This window comes from Xanthomonas sp. BRIP62415 (genome assembly GCF_003993515.1).
Classification (GTDB): domain Bacteria; phylum Pseudomonadota; class Gammaproteobacteria; order Xanthomonadales; family Xanthomonadaceae; genus Xanthomonas; species Xanthomonas euroxanthea.
The window spans coordinates 222,489-236,064 of sequence record NZ_QEZH01000032.1; the positions used below are offsets into that span (position 1 = coordinate 222,489).

Genomic DNA, 13,576 nt, shown 5'->3' on the forward strand with positions numbered 1-13,576 from the left:
GATGCAGGCGACCGGGAGCGACAAAAACCCCGGCGCGGTGGCAAACGGACGTGGTCCTGGCGATCGGTCATCGGCACTCGGGATCGGCACGCAAGGTCGCGCCTGCCAGCACCTGTGCGCGCACAGCCCGCCCTTCGACAGCGGTGCGTGAGGTGCATGAGCGCCTTGCCGCCCGCGGGGGCACGCTCACAACGTATCGCGATGCTTGCCGCGCCACGGCCGGTACCAGGCGCGGATGGCGGCGATGTCGGCGGCCATGTCGGTGCCGGTCCAGAACGGCTCGCCGATGCCCACGGTCTTGCTGGGGTAGTCGAAATACACCGGCAGGATCGGCACCTTGGAATCGGAGGCGATCTTCCAGAAACCGGCCTTCCAGTGCTCCACCCGCTTGCGGGTACCCTCGGGGGTGATCACGTACCACATCTGCTCGGAATTGCGGATCAGCCGCACCGCCTGGCCGATGGTGCCCTGGGGCGAGCTGCGGTCCAGCGGGATGCCGCCGAGCTTGCGCAGCAGCGGGCCCAGCGGCCACCAGAACAGCTGCGCCTTGCCCAGCACGCGCACGTCGAAGCCCAGCGCGAACTTGGCCGCAAAGCCCAGGAAGCCGTCCCAGTTGGACGAGTGCGGGGCGACGATCATCACCAGCTTGGGTTCGTCGGGCAGTCGCCCGAGCAGGCGCCAGCCGGTCAGGCGCAGCGCCGTGCGCCCCAGCCAGCGGCCGAAGCGGCCGTGGGCGCGGGGCATTCTGGGTGGAGAGGGCTGCAGCAGGATGTTGGCCTGTGTTACCGGTGGCAACGACGGGTCGGTGTGACTCACGCTTACTCCCAGTGGGACGCAGAGCGTCCACGCTTGATATGACTGCGCTCACGCTTGGCATCCAGCCGCCGCAGCTTGGCACCATGACTCGGTTTGGTGGCGACCCGGCGCTTGGGCACCGACAGGCACGCACTGATGATCTCGGCCAGCCGCTCGCGCGCATCCTCGCGGTTGCGGTCCTGGGTGCGGAAGCGCTGCGCGTCGATCACCAGCACGCCCTCGGCGGTCATGCGCCGGTCGCGCCGCGACAGCAGCCGCGCGCGCAACGGTTCGGGCAGCGACGGCGAGCCGGCCACGTCGAAGCGCAGTTCCACCGCGGTGGAGACCTTGTTGACGTTCTGCCCGCCTGCGCCGCTGGCGCGCACGAAGCGCTCGACGATCTCGCTGGGCGGGATCGTCAGGCTGGGGGTGATCTGGATCGGGTCGCTGGCCATTCAACCCGATTGTATCGGCACCGGCATGGACGCGCGCGCGAACGCCGGCTTCCCGTATGCTGCGGCCGGTTCCCCAGCCTGCAGGATGCTCCGATGACCCCACCCCGTTCCGTCGCCACCGCCCGCGCCCTGGCGCGCCGCCTGATCGTGCTGGCTGCGCTGGCACTGGCCACGCCCGCCGCCTTCGCGCAGGCGCCCAGCGATGCCGATATCAACCGCCTGCTGGCCGCCTCGCGCGCGCAGACCATGCTGGACACGATGCTGCCGCAGATCGAAGCGATGCAGCAGCAACAGTTCGCCCAGCTCACCGCCCAGCGCCAGCTCGACGCCGACCAGCAGGCGCAGCTGCAGCGCATCCAGGAGCGTACCCGCCAGACCGTGCGCAAGGCGCTGTCGTGGTCGGAGCTGCGCCCGATGTATGTGGACATCTACAAGCGCTCGTTCTCGCGCGAGGACGTGCTGGCCATGGCCGAGTTCTACGAGAGTTCGGCCGGCCAGAGCCTGCTGGACAAGACCCCGGCATTGACCCAGAACCTGATGGGCGCGATCCAGCAGAAGATGCTGCCGCTGTTTGCCGATTTGCAGAAGGATCTGGAGAAGATCGTCAACGAGCCGGCGGCGGCGCCGCAGAAGCCCTGACGGGCGGGGATTGGGGATTCGGGATTGGGGAGTCGCAACGGCGTGCTTGCTGCGGCGGTTGCGACTCCGGGGTTGAGTGCGTTGCCGGTTATCGCAATGCTTCAACTTTTCCGCTGACCGAAGCAGCCCTCCCCCATTGGGGAGAGCCGCGGTCCTGAGGCTCGGTGGCGATCAGGCCCCCATCCGCCCTTCGGGCACCTTCCCCCGCAAGCGAGGGAAGGAAGCAACTTGGAAGGTGAGCGGAGAAGGCGGCAACGCGGGAACGCGGGGAAGGCGGGCAGTGGGCGTCGTGCTTGAGCCCCTCCCGCCTGCGGGAGAGGGGTTTGGGGTGCGGGGACGCTTGCGCAGATTTCTTGATGCCGAGTGGATGTCTCGATCTCTGGACCAGGCACGCCCCATCACGCCGCCGGCATGACTCCCAACCCCGGCATCTCCCACCCGAACAACGCGCAGGCCTTGGCGAACTCCACATCCAGCGGCGCAGTGACGCTGATGCGCCGTCCATCGGCCGGATGCGGGAATCCCAGGCGCTCGGCGTGCAGCAGCATGCGGTGGATGCCAAGCATGCGGAAGCTGCGGTTGTGCCGGCCATCGCCATGGCTGGTGTCGCCGATCATGTGGTGCGACAGGTGTTTCATGTGCCGGCGGATCTGCCGGAACCGCCCGGTCTGCGGCTGGCAGCGCAGCAAGGCATAGCGCGAGGTGGCAAAGCCGGTGGACGGGATCTCCAGCTCGCCGGTGGCCAGGCGCTGGAAGTGGGTCACCGCCGGCTTCTTGACCGGCTTGCCGGGGCCGCCGTCCAGGTCGTGGTCGACGCTGAAGCGCTCCTCGGCCGGCCAGCCGCGGCACACCGTCAGGTAGTCCTTCTCCACTTCGCCGGCCATCAAGGCCTTGCCCAGCGCACTGGCGGCCTCGCGATCGAACGCCAGCAGCAGGCAGCCGCTGGTGGCGCGGTCGAGCCGGTGCACCAGGAAGATCGGCCGGCCCAGCTGTTCGCGCAGGCGGTCGGCCAGGAAGTCGTCCTCCCCGCGCGCCAGCTTGCTGTCGTGGACCATCAGCCCGGCGGGTTTGTCGACGACGGCCAGGAGCTCGTCCTGGAAGAGAATCTGCAAGTGCTTGGGGGATGTGCTCACCGGCGGATTATCCGCGCCGTGGGCAGCGCATGCCACTGCGCCGGCACGCCATGACGCCGTTGACCGCACCCGGCGCCGTCAGAGCAGGTGGCGCACGCCAGCCGTGCGGCTTGGGACGTGAGGTCTGGCGGGTGGGCAGTGCATGCTCAGGCCCCGCCGCACACCGCCAGCAACTCGCCCTTGCCCACCGGCACCACGCTGCAGGTAACTGCCGGATCGTCAGCCAGCAGCGCGGTGAACGGCGCCAGTTCGTCGGCATGCGAGAGCGCATTGTCGACCACCAGCAGGCCACCGCTGCGCAGCACGCGGCGCAGTGCCGGCCACCAGTGCACATACGCATCGCGCGCCGAATCCAGGAACACCAGATCGAGACTGGCGCTGGCCGCCTGGGCCAGCCACGCGCCGCCATCGCCGTGCACCAGCTCCACCGATGCCGCCAGGCCGCTGCGCGCCAGCGTGGCCCGCGCCAGGGCCACCTTGTCGGCCGCATGTTCCACCGTGGTGACATGCCCGCCGATCGCCGCGGCCGCTTCGGCCAGCCATAGCGTCGAATACCCGTTGGAGGTGCCGATCTCCAGAACGCGCCGCGCAGCGGTGGCACGCACCAGCACCGCCAGCAACTGCCCGGTGTCGGGCGTGATGTTGAGCATGCGCCGGTCGCGCGCCAGCTGCTGCGCATCGTTGTCGCTGCCGAACCGTGCCAATTCGTCTTTCAACGCCTGCAGATCGATCATCACCACCTCGCCGGGAACGGCTTCGTCATCGTGCTGCTGCAGGCACCACCGCTACCAAGCCGGATGCAGCAGGCCACCTGCGGCAGTGCTTCAGCATTAGTGCTTCAGCGCCGTAGCCAGGCGACCAGCAGGGCCACCGAGCCGGCCGCGCCGCTGATCCAGCTCCACACCGGCACCGTGCCCAGGTACCAGCCATTCGGGTGCAGGCCATACAGCACGGCGGCCACCACCAGCAGGCCGCTGCCGGTGATGGCGGTGACCACGCGCGTCTGCAGCTTGCGCAGGCTCAGGTCCAGCGCGCGCAGCTCGGCCGAACGGATGTCGAGCTGATGGCGGCCCTCGACCTGCTGCTTCAACCAGCTGTGCACCAGGCGCGGCATGTCCGGCGCATGCGTCATGATTTCCGGCAGCCGCTTGCGCAGCTCGCCGAGCACGCGGCGCGGGCTGTAACGCTCGCGCAGGATGCGTTCGAGCACCGGCCGTGCCACGGCCCAGATATCCAGCCTGGGGTCGAGCTGGCGGCCGACGCCTTCGATGTTGAGCAAGGTTTTCTGCAACAGGATCAGCTGCGGCTGCAGCGTCAGTTCGTAGCGCTGCGCGACGCGGAACAGCTTGATCAGCACTTCGGCCAGCGAAATCTCCGACAGCGGCCGGGTGAAGTACGGCTCGCACACCGAGCGCGCGGCCGCTTCCAGTTCGTCGATGCGCACGTTGTCGGGCATCCAGCCCGCTTCCACGTGCAGCTCGGCCATGCGGCGGTAGTCCTTGTGGAAGATCGCCATGAAGTTCTCGGCCAGGTAGTACTGATCCTCCTGCGAGAGCTGGCCCATGATGCCGAAATCCAGCGCGATGAAGCGCGGATTGAGCCGGCGCTCCGGATCCGAATCGACCCAGATGTTGCCGGCATGCGCATCGGCATGGAAAAAGTTGTCGCGGAACACCTGCGTGTAAAACACGCGCACGCCCTTGGCCGCCAGCGCCTTGCGGTCGATACCGGCCGCATCGAGCCTGGCGATGTCGTCGGACGGAATGCCGTACACGCGCTCCAGCGTGAGCGCACGCTCGGCGGTGTGCGACCAGATCACCTCGGGCACGTACAGATCGTCCGAGCCTTCCCAGAACCGGCGCAGCACACTGGCGTTGGCGCCTTCGCGTTGCAGATCGAGTTCGGCCGACAAGGTGCCTTCGATCTCGGCCACCACCTCGCGCGGCCGGATCTTGTCCGCACGCGGGTGGGTGCGCTCGACCAGCGTGGCCAGCGACTGCAGCAAGGCGATATCGGCATCGATCTGGCGCTCGATGTCCGGGCGCAACACCTTGACCACCACCTCGCGGCGCACGCCGTTGGCATCCGGCGGCAAGGTGGCCGCATGCACCTGCGCGATCGAGGCCGAGGCCAGCGGTACGGTGTCGAACGCGGCAAACGCCACGCTCACCGGCAGGCCCAGCGCGCGCTCGACGATCAGCCGCGCCGCTTCGCCATCGAAGGGCTTGACACGGTCCTGCAGCAGGGTCAATTCATCGGCCACGTCGGCCGGAATCAGGTCGCGCCGGGTCGACAGGATCTGCCCGAACTTGACGAAGATCGGCCCCAGTTCCTGCAACGCCAGCCGCAGCCGCGCACCGCGCGATTGCGCGGCGATCTCGGCACTGGCGCGTGGCACGAACGGCTTGGCCAGGCGCAGCCAGCGCTCCGCCGGGGTGTCCTGCAGCAGGTCGTCCAGGCGATAGCGCAGGATCACCCGGCCGATGCGGCTGGCCCGCAGCAGCGCCTTCATGCCGCACCTCCGGCCGCGCGCAGGCGCGCCACGCGTGCGGCCAGCCGTTCGACGTCGTCGCGCAGTTCGTCGACATCGTCGTGGAAGGCCTCCAGTTCGGCGCGCGGCACCACATCGCGCGATTCCTCTGTCACGAATTCAGCCGCGCTCTGCGCCAGATCCACCGCGCTGCGGCGGGCCTGCTGCAGCGCTGCGCGCACCGCATTGGCGATCTGCACGCCGAGGATCTGCCCGAACACCGCCACGAACGGCAACTGCCAATCCGGATCGAAACGGCCGGCCAGTTGCTGCAGCTGGCGCGCCAGTTCGGCATCGCCGGAGACCTTGAGCCGCCCGGCCGGTGCGCCGCTGCGGCGCGCATTGGCCAGGAACGGCAATTGGCCGAGCAAGCCGGCCAGGCTGCTGCGCACGGCCAGATCCGGCTCCTGCGCCTGGTCCACCGGGCCGACCAGCAAGCGGCGCTCGTGCACGCGGATCTGCAGGGCCAGCGCAGGCGCCTCCAGCGTCAGTGCGATGCGTTGGCCTTCCAGCGGCAGCAGGGCGTCGCGGGTATCGGGGTCCAGTGCCAGCGCGCGGTTGAGCGCGGCTTGCAGGGCCTGGCCGGCGAGCGGCTTGAGTGAGTTGAACAGGGATCCGGGCATGGGCGCATTCTACCGTCCCCGCATGTCGCTACTGCTTGATGGTGTGTGGCAGGTGCAGGCCGGAGACCAGGATGACGCGCATCGCAGGGCGCCTCGGCAGCTAGGCCGCAGCAATCGCAGCCGCATCCCCACAACAGACAGACCCGGCCGTTGACCGTGCACCTGCCCTGGATCGCCACACCGCATACGGCGGCGATGCAGGACTTCCTTCGGCGCGCCTGCCGCAGGCATGCTGGCGACCTCATCACGCCAGGTGGCAGGAGCAGGCAATGCGCAAGATCCGGGTCGGTGTCATCTTCGGCGGCAAGTCGGCCGAGCACGAAGTCTCGCTGCAGTCAGCGCGCAACATCCTCGATGCGCTGGACCCGCAGCGCTTCGAGCCGGTGCTGATCGGCATCGACAAGCAGGGCCAGTGGCACGTCAACGACCCCGACAGTTTCCTGCTCAATGCCGACGACCCGGCGCGCATCGCCCTGCATCGCAGCGGTCGCGGCGTCGCTTTGCTGCCGGGCGCGCAGCAACAGCAATTGCGTCCCACCCAGCCGGAGCAGGCGCTGGCGCAAATCGAGCTGGCGCTGCAGCGGCATGCAGACGATCAGGTGCTGCGCAGTGCGGTCGGCCCAGGCGCATGAGCCAGGCCCATGTGCGTGCGGTGCAACGCGACGACCACCGCGCCCTGCTCGCGCTCAACAATGCGCATGCCACCGAATTGTCGCTGCTGGATGCCGATGGAATGGCCGACTTGCTGCAACTGGCCTGGCACGCACGCATGGTCGCGCCTGCGGATGGTCTGCTGATCGCGCTGGATCAGCGCGCCGCGTACGCCAACCCGAACTTCGCCTGGATGGCGCAACGCTTCGCGCGCTTTGTCTACATCGACCGCATCGTGATCGCTGCGCATGCACACAGGCGCGGGCTTGCCAGGCAGCTGTATGACGGACTCATCCACGCCGCACGTGCAGCGGCGCAGCCGCGCCTGGTTTGCGAGGTCAATCTGGTCCCACCCAATCCGGCATCGCTGGCGCTGCACCTGCAGCTGGATTTTCGGCCCATCGGCGATGCGCTGCTGGGCAACGGCAAGCACGTGCAGTATCTCGAAAAACTGCTTTGAAGCAGCCGTAATTGAATTTTTGAGTATCCACAACGCACATGGCCCGCCTCCTTGCGGAAGCGGGCCATGTGAGCGTCCGCCGGCAGCGCCGCTGCCGTAACGTATCGCAGCTAGGCGTTATACCTTGCCGCGACGGAACATCGAGATCACTGCCAGGATCAGGAACACCACGAACAGGATCCAGGCGATATTGGTCGCCGCACCGGCGATACCACTGAAGCCCAGCACGGCGGCGATGATGGCGATGACGAAAAAGATGATGGCGTAATGCAGCATGGCAAGGATTCCAGAAGTTGTCGTGCCGAATCGGCGCAGACGTATCCTGAACGCATGACGGTCTTTATCGAGTGATGGCGATGTCGTTGGAAGATGAGGATCGCAGCCGTTGCAGTCCTTCCTCGATGCTGACCTGCGGAACATAGCCGAAATCACGGCGTGCCGGTTCCATGCTGTACCAGTGCGGCGTACACAGCTGTTCCACCAGAAAACGCGTCAACGGCACTTCGCCAGGCAGACGCAACAGTGGCCACATGGTCTCGCAGATTGCACCGATTCTGTACGCGGTCTTGAACGACAGCGAACGCGTCACTGCCGGTGCATCCACTGCGGCCAGCAGGCGATTGAGCAACTCGCGCATCGGCAAGGGCTCGCCGTTGGAGATGAAGTACGCCTTGCCCGCACACGCGGCCCCGGGAGCGAGATGCGCGAACGCATCGAAATGCGCCTGCGCGGCATTGTCGATGTAGGTGCTGTCCACCAGGTTGCTGCCGTCGCCGACCATGCGCAGGCGGCCGGCACGCGCACGCGCGGCCAGGCGCGGCAACAGATGATTGTCGCCCGGGCCCCAGATCAGGCGCGGGCGCAAGGCCACCGTCGCCAGTTGCGCATCGTTGGCCGCCAGCACCGCGCGCTCGGCGATCGCCTTGGTCGCCGCGTATGCAGCGCGCAGATCCTCGCCATACGGCACTTCGTCGGCGCCCAGGCCTTCCACCGGGTTGGTGGCGCGATGGGTCACGCTCGGTGTGGAGGTATAGATCAGGCGCGGCACACCGTTGGCTCGACACGCGTCGAGCACGTTCTGCGTGCCCACCACATTGGCCTGGTGATAGCTGTCATAGCTGCCCCATGCACCGGCCTTGGCGGCGTTGTGGAAGACCGCATCGATGCCGGCGAAGGCATGCCGCACCGCCTGCGGATCGGCCAGGTCGCCACGGATCTGGCCCACGCCCAGGGTCTGCAACACCGGGTAATCGCCGCGCTGGAAACTCACCACCTCGTGCCCGCGCGCGCGCAGGCCGCGGCACAACGCCTGGCCAAGAAAGCCACCACCACCGGTCACCAGGATGCGCACGCATCACCTCCATCGCAAGGGTGCACACCATAGCGGGCGCAGCCGGGATTGGCGATGCGGCCAAGTCCCTGCGCGATGTGCATCGACAGCTCAGCCACGTTGCTGCGCCGCCCAGATCGCCAGCGTTTCGCGGCCGATCTTGGCATTGTGGCGGATGTCCACCGGGAACCCCGAATGGCGCAGGAAACGCGTGATGCCTGCGGTGTGCGGATGCGCCGCGCCCAGCGCGCGCAAGGCGGTTTCCACTTGCGCAAACGCCGATGCCGCAACGCCTGGCTGTAGTTCCACGCACAGCACCGGCTGCTGCTGTCCGGGCGCGCCGACACCGACCAGGGCAGTGCGCCGCACCTGCGGGTGCACGTTGAAGACCGGCTCCACCTGCTCGGTGTAGAGCGGGCCGCTGGCCGTTTCCACGCGGTGGGTCTTGCGCCCGCAGAACCACAAGCGCCCTTCGGCATCGAAATACCCCACATCGCCCATGCGATGCACGATGCGTTCGCTGCCATCCGCGTTGCGCTCGCGGATCTTGGCAATCCGCGTGGCCGCGTCGCGGTTGAAGTAGGTGTCGGTGGTGGTGGGGCCGGCGACGGTGATCTCGCCGACCTCGCCCACCGCCAGCACGCGCGCGCCGCTCCATTCGGGAATGGCTGCATCGTCGATGGCGATGATGCGTACCTCGTTGGGCGCGACGACCTGGCCGACACAGGTGCCGGCGCCGGCCTCGGTGGCCGCGCGGGTAGCATCCAGCGTGCGCCCTTCGATCGCCGCCACCGGCAGGCATTCGGTGGCGCCATACGGCGTCCAGAATTGCGCATCTGCCGGCAACAGCGTGCGGATCTTGGCCACCACATCCGGCGGCACCGGCGCGCCGGCCGAGGTGGCCAGGCGCACGTTGGGAAGCGGCTGCCCATAATCGGCCAGCACGCGCATCAATGCCGGCGAACCGAACAACTGCGTCACGCCGAAGCGGTCGATCGCATCGTGCAATTTGCGCGGATCGGCGGTGGCCGGGCGGGTCGGATCCATGTCCGGAATCACCGAGGTCAGCCCCAGTGCCGGATCGAACAAGGCAAATGGCGGGAACGTCGGCAGATCCACGCCGCCGGGCTGCATGCCGAAGGCATTGCGCAGCAACTCGATCTGGCCGACGAAATGCCGGTGCCGGTACACCACCCCCTTGGGCACGCCGGTCGAGCCGCTGGTGAACAGGATGGCGGCCACATCGTCCGGCCCGGTATTGGCCAGCTGGCTGCCGGCGCCGGCGCCATCGCGCTCCACGCGCGCCAGTGTCACCCCGCCCCAGCCGTAACGGCCGCCGACGCTGACGATCTGCTTTGCAGAACGCGCCCAACGCAACAGCCGACGCGCCAGCTGCGCAAGCGGAATGCCGATAAACGCCTGCGGCTGCGCTTCGTCCAGGCACTGCTTGAGCGCACGCTTGTCGATGCCCGGATCCACCAGCACCGGCACCGCGCCGGCCTTGAACAAGGCGAACATCAGCAGGAAGAACTCCGGCGACGGCCGCACCATCACCACCGCGCGCGCGCCGCGTCCGATGCCGTGCAGCGCCAGCCCGGCGGCGATCGCATCGCTGCGCGCATCCAGCTCGGCATAGCTCAAGGTCACATCGTAGGCGGCAAAACCATTGGCGCCGCGGCGGCCCGGGCAACGGATGGCGATCTGGTCGGGGCGCTCGCGCGCGAGCTCCGGCAGGGTGGCGGCGATATTGCAAAGAATGGTCATTGCCGCATTATCACCCATCCGCCGACGGTACCGGCCGCTTGCATCCGGCTCAACGTCGCAGATGCACGCGACGCTCGGCGACGGCACAACGATGGTTTTGCCTGCAAGGCAACCAGGCCTTGGCAGCGCAAGTGAGCAGTGATCACTGCCACCTCCGCGCCTGCGTCTTTTATTTTCAGGCGCATTGCAACGTGGTCGAGTGCCTGCGAAAAGCGCGCGTCAGCGATTCCCCCGGTCGCTGGTGACCGTTCTACACGCGAACATTCTGGCAATGCCGACGCGGCAGGCGGTCGTCAGCACCGACAGGCAACCTGCTCGCCCCCCAGCGCGCACCGCTCCTCCGGCGCGCACGCGCATGAATCACTAACCTGCCGCCACGATGCGCCACTTGTATCGCGCCGTGGTTCGGTCAGAATGCCGCGCTCTCCACGTTGTTTTGCCGCGCAAGGCCCGGCATTCCATGGCACATCCCTGCCTTACCTGCGGCGCCTGCTGCGCCTACTTCCGCGTCAGTTTCCACTGGAGCGAAGCCGACCCGGCATTGGGCGGCAGGGTGCCGATCGAGCTGACCGATGCGCTGCGCACGCACGAGCGGGTCATGCGCGGCACGTCGCAATCGCAGCCGCGCTGCATCGCGCTGGACGCAGACATCGGCCGCTACAGCCGCTGCAGCATCCATGATCGCCGGCCCTCCTCCTGCGCCGCCGTACCGGCCTCGCTGGAGTTTGGCCAGCGCAGCGCGCAATGCGACAAATCCCGGTTGGCGCACGGCCTGCATGCACTGACCGAAGCCGACTGGCTGGGCGTGGACGATGCCCAGCGCAATCCGCTGCCGCCGCTGTAGCGACTATCGCTGCGGGTGCATGCACGTCTGTCTACGGCGCGCGGCACAGCACGCGACGCGGCCGATGCCCGGCATCGGCCTGGCCACTGACCTACTCCAGCCCCGGCGCGTGCCCGCACCTACCTGCCGGGCGCCCGCGGCATCCTGGTGACCGGGTCAGAGCGGATTGCGCTCCAGGAACGCACGGATCGCCGGCACCAGCACTTCGTGCTTGTCTTCCAGCACGTAGTGATTGGCATCGTCGAACGCGGCGACTTCGGCGTTCGGCAATGCCTTGCGAAAGCCGGCCAGGAAGTGCTTGTCGAAGCAGATGTCGCGCAATCCCCAGGCGATAAACGCCGGCCGGTCGGCGAACGCGGGCAATGCCTGCGCCGAGCGCTCCAGCAGCGACCAGGCCTGGTCGGCTGGCGACAGCGGAATATCCTGCATGAAGCGAATGGTGGAGATGCGGTTGCGCCAATTGTTGTACGGCGCCACATACGCACGGCGCACCTCGGCCGGCATCCGCCGCGACACGCCGAACCAGGACGCACCGGAGGAAAACGCATTGAACGTGCGGATGAACCACTCGCCCGGGCCCCAATGCCGGCCCATCGCGATCTGCCACGGCATCGGCTTTTCCGGCGGCAACGGGAACGCAGCGGTATTGGTGATCACCAGCCGCTTGACCTGCGCATGATGCGACAACGCCCAGCCGAACCCGATCATGCCGCCCCAGTCGTGTACCGCCAGCGTGACCGGGCCGGTGATGCCCAGATGCCGCAACAGCGTGTCCAGGTCGTCCACGCGCGACTGCAGCGTGTAGTCGTAACGTGGCTGCGCGTCGGGCGCATCGTCCGGCTTGTCGGACAGCCCCATGCCGATATGGTCCGGCACGATGCAGCGGTAACGGTCCGACAGGCCGCTCACCAGATTCCGCCACAGGTAGCTCCACGACGGATTGCCGTGCAGCATCACGACCACCTCGCCATCGCGCGGGCCTTCGTCCAGATACGACATCGCAATGCCGGGACGCACCTCAAGGCGCTGGGGAGTGAAGGGATAGCCGGGGTAGTTCATGCCAAACGCATCCGATTCGATTCGAGGGAGCGCACATGGCGCAAGCGTTGGCCTGCCGTGCGTAGAGATTGGACATCATAGTGGTCGCCACGCTGCGACATGCTCAACCCACTGCGCGCAAGACGGCTACCTGGATCAATTACAGGCTTCATCGCGCTTCCGTCGAAGGCATTGGATAAGGCGGTAGTTGATGACCATCGCCGGACAGAAGTTTCAGGAATGCAGGGTGCAGGAACAGTTTTTCCTTGCCCAGCCGCTGCTCTTGCAGCACACCGATGGTCACCAGTTCCTTTAGATGGCGTGCAGCGGTCTGCCGAGTCACGCCCATCACGTCCACGACATTCTGGATGCGGCAATAGGGCTGATTGAAGACCACTTCGACAAGTTCGCGGCTGTAGGCCTTGGGGGCGTGTTCGCGCACATGATCACGCGCCCGCGTCTCCAATCCTGGGATCGCCTGGATCTTCGCCGTCGTCCACGCAGCTGTCTCTGCAACGGCGGCAAGCATGTACTGAATCCACTCGGCCCAGCGACCGTACCGGGTGACATCCAGCAGCAGTCGATAGTAGTCGCTGCGATGGCGAATGATGTAGCGCGACAAGTACAGGACGGGGACATCGAGCAGGCCTTGCTCGATCAGCATCAGCAGATTCAATACACGTCCGGTACGCCCGTTGCCATCGGTGAACGGGTGGATCGCTTCGAATTGATAGTGCGCGACCGCCATCCGGATCAATGGATCGATATCGGTGCATTCATGAATAAAACGCTCCCAATTGGCCAGCTTGTCGCGCAGCAATGTCTCGCCGACGGGAGGGGTATAGATGATCTGCTGGATCTGATCGTTGGCCAGCGCAGTCCCGGGCACGCGACGGATCTGCATTTGCACAGCTTTAATGCGGCTGCACACCACCACGGCGGTTTCTGTACATAGCGGTCGCTGCTGCAGCGACTGGAACCCTTCGTAGAGCGCGCTGCGGTAACGCAGGGCTTCCTTGGTCGCCGGATTCTGGGCGCGCTCCTGATCGTCTGCATAACGGAACAAGTCATCCGTGGTGGTGACGATGTTTTCGATCTCCGAACTCGCCTGTGCTTCCAGGATCGGGATCGTATTGATCAGCACTGCCGGATTTGGCAGCAATGCGGTGGCCTGCTTGAGCTCGGCCAACGCAGTGCGCGCCACGATGCAGGCCTTGAGCAAGGCGCGCGTTTCGATATCTCCCGCCGGAGGAAGCGGCGGGAGCGCGTTGTAGGGCTGCTCGGGATTAAACACCAGCGCGTCATCCATGCCTA

At 66.9% G+C, this 13,576-nt stretch carries 14 protein-coding genes and 1 pseudogene; 4 read left to right on the forward strand and 11 right to left on the reverse strand.

Going from position 1 to position 13,576, the window contains the following annotated elements; translation table 11 throughout:
• Window positions 1-186: 186 nt before the first annotated feature.
• Together EO141_RS18150 and arfB are read right to left on the reverse strand one after the other, a co-directional pair.
• The gene (locus EO141_RS18150; RefSeq protein ID WP_104583954.1) at window positions 187-816 is read right to left on the reverse strand and encodes a lysophosphatidylcholine acyltransferase; all 630 of its coding nucleotides are present in this window, start codon (window positions 814-816) and stop codon (window positions 187-189) included.
• A gap of 2 nt (window positions 817-818) precedes the next feature.
• Window positions 819-1,250 carry an alternative ribosome rescue aminoacyl-tRNA hydrolase ArfB gene (gene arfB, locus EO141_RS18155; protein ID WP_104583955.1) on the reverse strand — a complete coding sequence of 144 codons (432 nt, stop codon included), beginning with the start codon at window positions 1,248-1,250 and terminating at the stop codon, window positions 819-821.
• A gap of 93 nt (window positions 1,251-1,343) precedes the next feature.
• On the opposite strand from arfB, the gene EO141_RS18160 reads away from it, so the two are divergent.
• Entirely contained in the window at window positions 1,344-1,889 is a 546-nt protein-coding gene (locus EO141_RS18160; RefSeq protein ID WP_104583956.1) for a DUF2059 domain-containing protein, read from the forward strand.
• A gap of 398 nt (window positions 1,890-2,287) precedes the next feature.
• Here the strand turns inward: EO141_RS18160 and EO141_RS18165 are convergent, their stop codons facing one another.
• The 4 genes from EO141_RS18165 to EO141_RS18180 form a co-directional block, all read right to left on the reverse strand.
• Window positions 2,288-3,022, reverse strand: a complete 735-nt coding sequence (locus EO141_RS18165) for a pseudouridine synthase (RefSeq protein WP_115675645.1) — start codon at window positions 3,020-3,022, stop codon at window positions 2,288-2,290.
• Window positions 3,023-3,168: 146 nt separating this feature from the next.
• The gene (locus EO141_RS18170; protein ID WP_115675644.1) at window positions 3,169-3,756 is read right to left on the reverse strand and encodes an O-methyltransferase; all 588 of its coding nucleotides are present in this window, start codon (window positions 3,754-3,756) and stop codon (window positions 3,169-3,171) included.
• Window positions 3,757-3,860: 104 nt separating this feature from the next.
• Window positions 3,861-5,534: a ubiquinone biosynthesis regulatory protein kinase UbiB gene (gene ubiB / locus EO141_RS18175; protein ID WP_104583959.1), complete on the reverse strand. Its 1,674-nt coding sequence runs from the start codon at window positions 5,532-5,534 to the stop codon at window positions 3,861-3,863.
• A complete protein-coding gene (locus EO141_RS18180; RefSeq protein ID WP_104649612.1) occupies window positions 5,531-6,175 on the reverse strand; it encodes an SCP2 sterol-binding domain-containing protein in 645 nt (214 codons plus the stop codon). The genes ubiB and EO141_RS18180 overlap by 4 nt, the downstream gene beginning before the upstream one ends.
• A 269-nt stretch (window positions 6,176-6,444) precedes the next feature.
• Between EO141_RS18180 and EO141_RS18185 the strand changes: the two are divergent.
• Window positions 6,445-6,747 (forward strand): annotated as a pseudogene (locus tag EO141_RS18185) (D-alanine--D-alanine ligase A); the annotation flags it as partial.
• Between the two features lie 56 nt (window positions 6,748-6,803).
• Entirely contained in the window at window positions 6,804-7,286 is a 483-nt protein-coding gene (locus EO141_RS18190) for a GNAT family N-acetyltransferase (protein ID WP_127169879.1), read from the forward strand.
• A 117-nt stretch (window positions 7,287-7,403) separates the two neighbouring features.
• Here EO141_RS18190 and EO141_RS18195 read toward each other — a convergent pair whose 3' ends face one another.
• The 3 genes from EO141_RS18195 to oleC form a co-directional block, all read right to left on the reverse strand.
• Entirely contained in the window at window positions 7,404-7,562 is a 159-nt protein-coding gene (locus tag EO141_RS18195) for a DUF1328 domain-containing protein (RefSeq protein ID WP_003468167.1), read from the reverse strand.
• Between the two features lie 64 nt (window positions 7,563-7,626).
• Window positions 7,627-8,637 carry a 2-alkyl-3-oxoalkanoate reductase gene (gene oleD, locus EO141_RS18200; protein WP_104649615.1) on the reverse strand — a complete coding sequence of 337 codons (1,011 nt, stop codon included), beginning with the start codon at window positions 8,635-8,637 and terminating at the stop codon, window positions 7,627-7,629.
• A gap of 90 nt (window positions 8,638-8,727) precedes the next feature.
• Window positions 8,728-10,380, reverse strand: a complete 1,653-nt coding sequence (gene oleC, locus EO141_RS18205; protein ID WP_127169880.1) for an olefin beta-lactone synthetase — start codon at window positions 10,378-10,380, stop codon at window positions 8,728-8,730.
• A gap of 460 nt (window positions 10,381-10,840) precedes the next feature.
• Between oleC and EO141_RS18210 the strand changes: the two genes are divergently transcribed.
• Window positions 10,841-11,224, forward strand: a complete 384-nt coding sequence (locus EO141_RS18210; protein WP_104585398.1) for a YkgJ family cysteine cluster protein — start codon at window positions 10,841-10,843, stop codon at window positions 11,222-11,224.
• Between the two features lie 156 nt (window positions 11,225-11,380).
• Here the strand turns inward: EO141_RS18210 and EO141_RS18215 are convergent, their stop codons facing one another.
• The gene (locus tag EO141_RS18215; RefSeq protein ID WP_127169881.1) at window positions 11,381-12,283 is read right to left on the reverse strand and encodes an alpha/beta fold hydrolase; all 903 of its coding nucleotides are present in this window, start codon (window positions 12,281-12,283) and stop codon (window positions 11,381-11,383) included.
• A gap of 148 nt (window positions 12,284-12,431) precedes the next feature.
• Entirely contained in the window at window positions 12,432-13,571 is a 1,140-nt protein-coding gene (locus EO141_RS18220; RefSeq protein ID WP_164739294.1) for a Fic family protein, read from the reverse strand.
• Window positions 13,572-13,576 lie beyond the last annotated feature (5 nt).

Bases quoted from the DNA above. Each gene is read 5' to 3' on its own strand.
- EO141_RS18180 (WP_104649612.1), bottom strand. From the start codon at position 6,175: ATGCCCGGATCCCTGTTCAACTCACTCAAGCCGCTCGCCGGCCAGGCC.
- oleC (WP_127169880.1), bottom strand. From the start codon at position 10,380: ATGACCATTCTTTGCAATATCGCCGCCACCCTGCCGGAGCTCGCGCGC.
- ubiB (WP_104583959.1), bottom strand. From the start codon at position 5,534: ATGAAGGCGCTGCTGCGGGCCAGCCGCATCGGCCGGGTGATCCTGCGC.
- EO141_RS18210 (WP_104585398.1), top strand. From the start codon at position 10,841: ATGGCACATCCCTGCCTTACCTGCGGCGCCTGCTGCGCCTACTTCCGC.
- EO141_RS18220 (WP_164739294.1), bottom strand. From the start codon at position 13,571: ATGGATGACGCGCTGGTGTTTAATCCCGAGCAGCCCTACAACGCGCTC.
- EO141_RS18215 (WP_127169881.1), bottom strand. From the start codon at position 12,283: ATGAACTACCCCGGCTATCCCTTCACTCCCCAGCGCCTTGAGGTGCGT.
- EO141_RS18195 (WP_003468167.1), bottom strand. From the start codon at position 7,562: ATGCTGCATTACGCCATCATCTTTTTCGTCATCGCCATCATCGCCGCC.
- EO141_RS18170 (WP_115675644.1), bottom strand. From the start codon at position 3,756: ATGATCGATCTGCAGGCGTTGAAAGACGAATTGGCACGGTTCGGCAGC.
- EO141_RS18160 (WP_104583956.1), top strand. From the start codon at position 1,344: ATGACCCCACCCCGTTCCGTCGCCACCGCCCGCGCCCTGGCGCGCCGC.
- arfB (WP_104583955.1), bottom strand. From the start codon at position 1,250: ATGGCCAGCGACCCGATCCAGATCACCCCCAGCCTGACGATCCCGCCC.
- EO141_RS18190 (WP_127169879.1), top strand. From the start codon at position 6,804: ATGAGCCAGGCCCATGTGCGTGCGGTGCAACGCGACGACCACCGCGCC.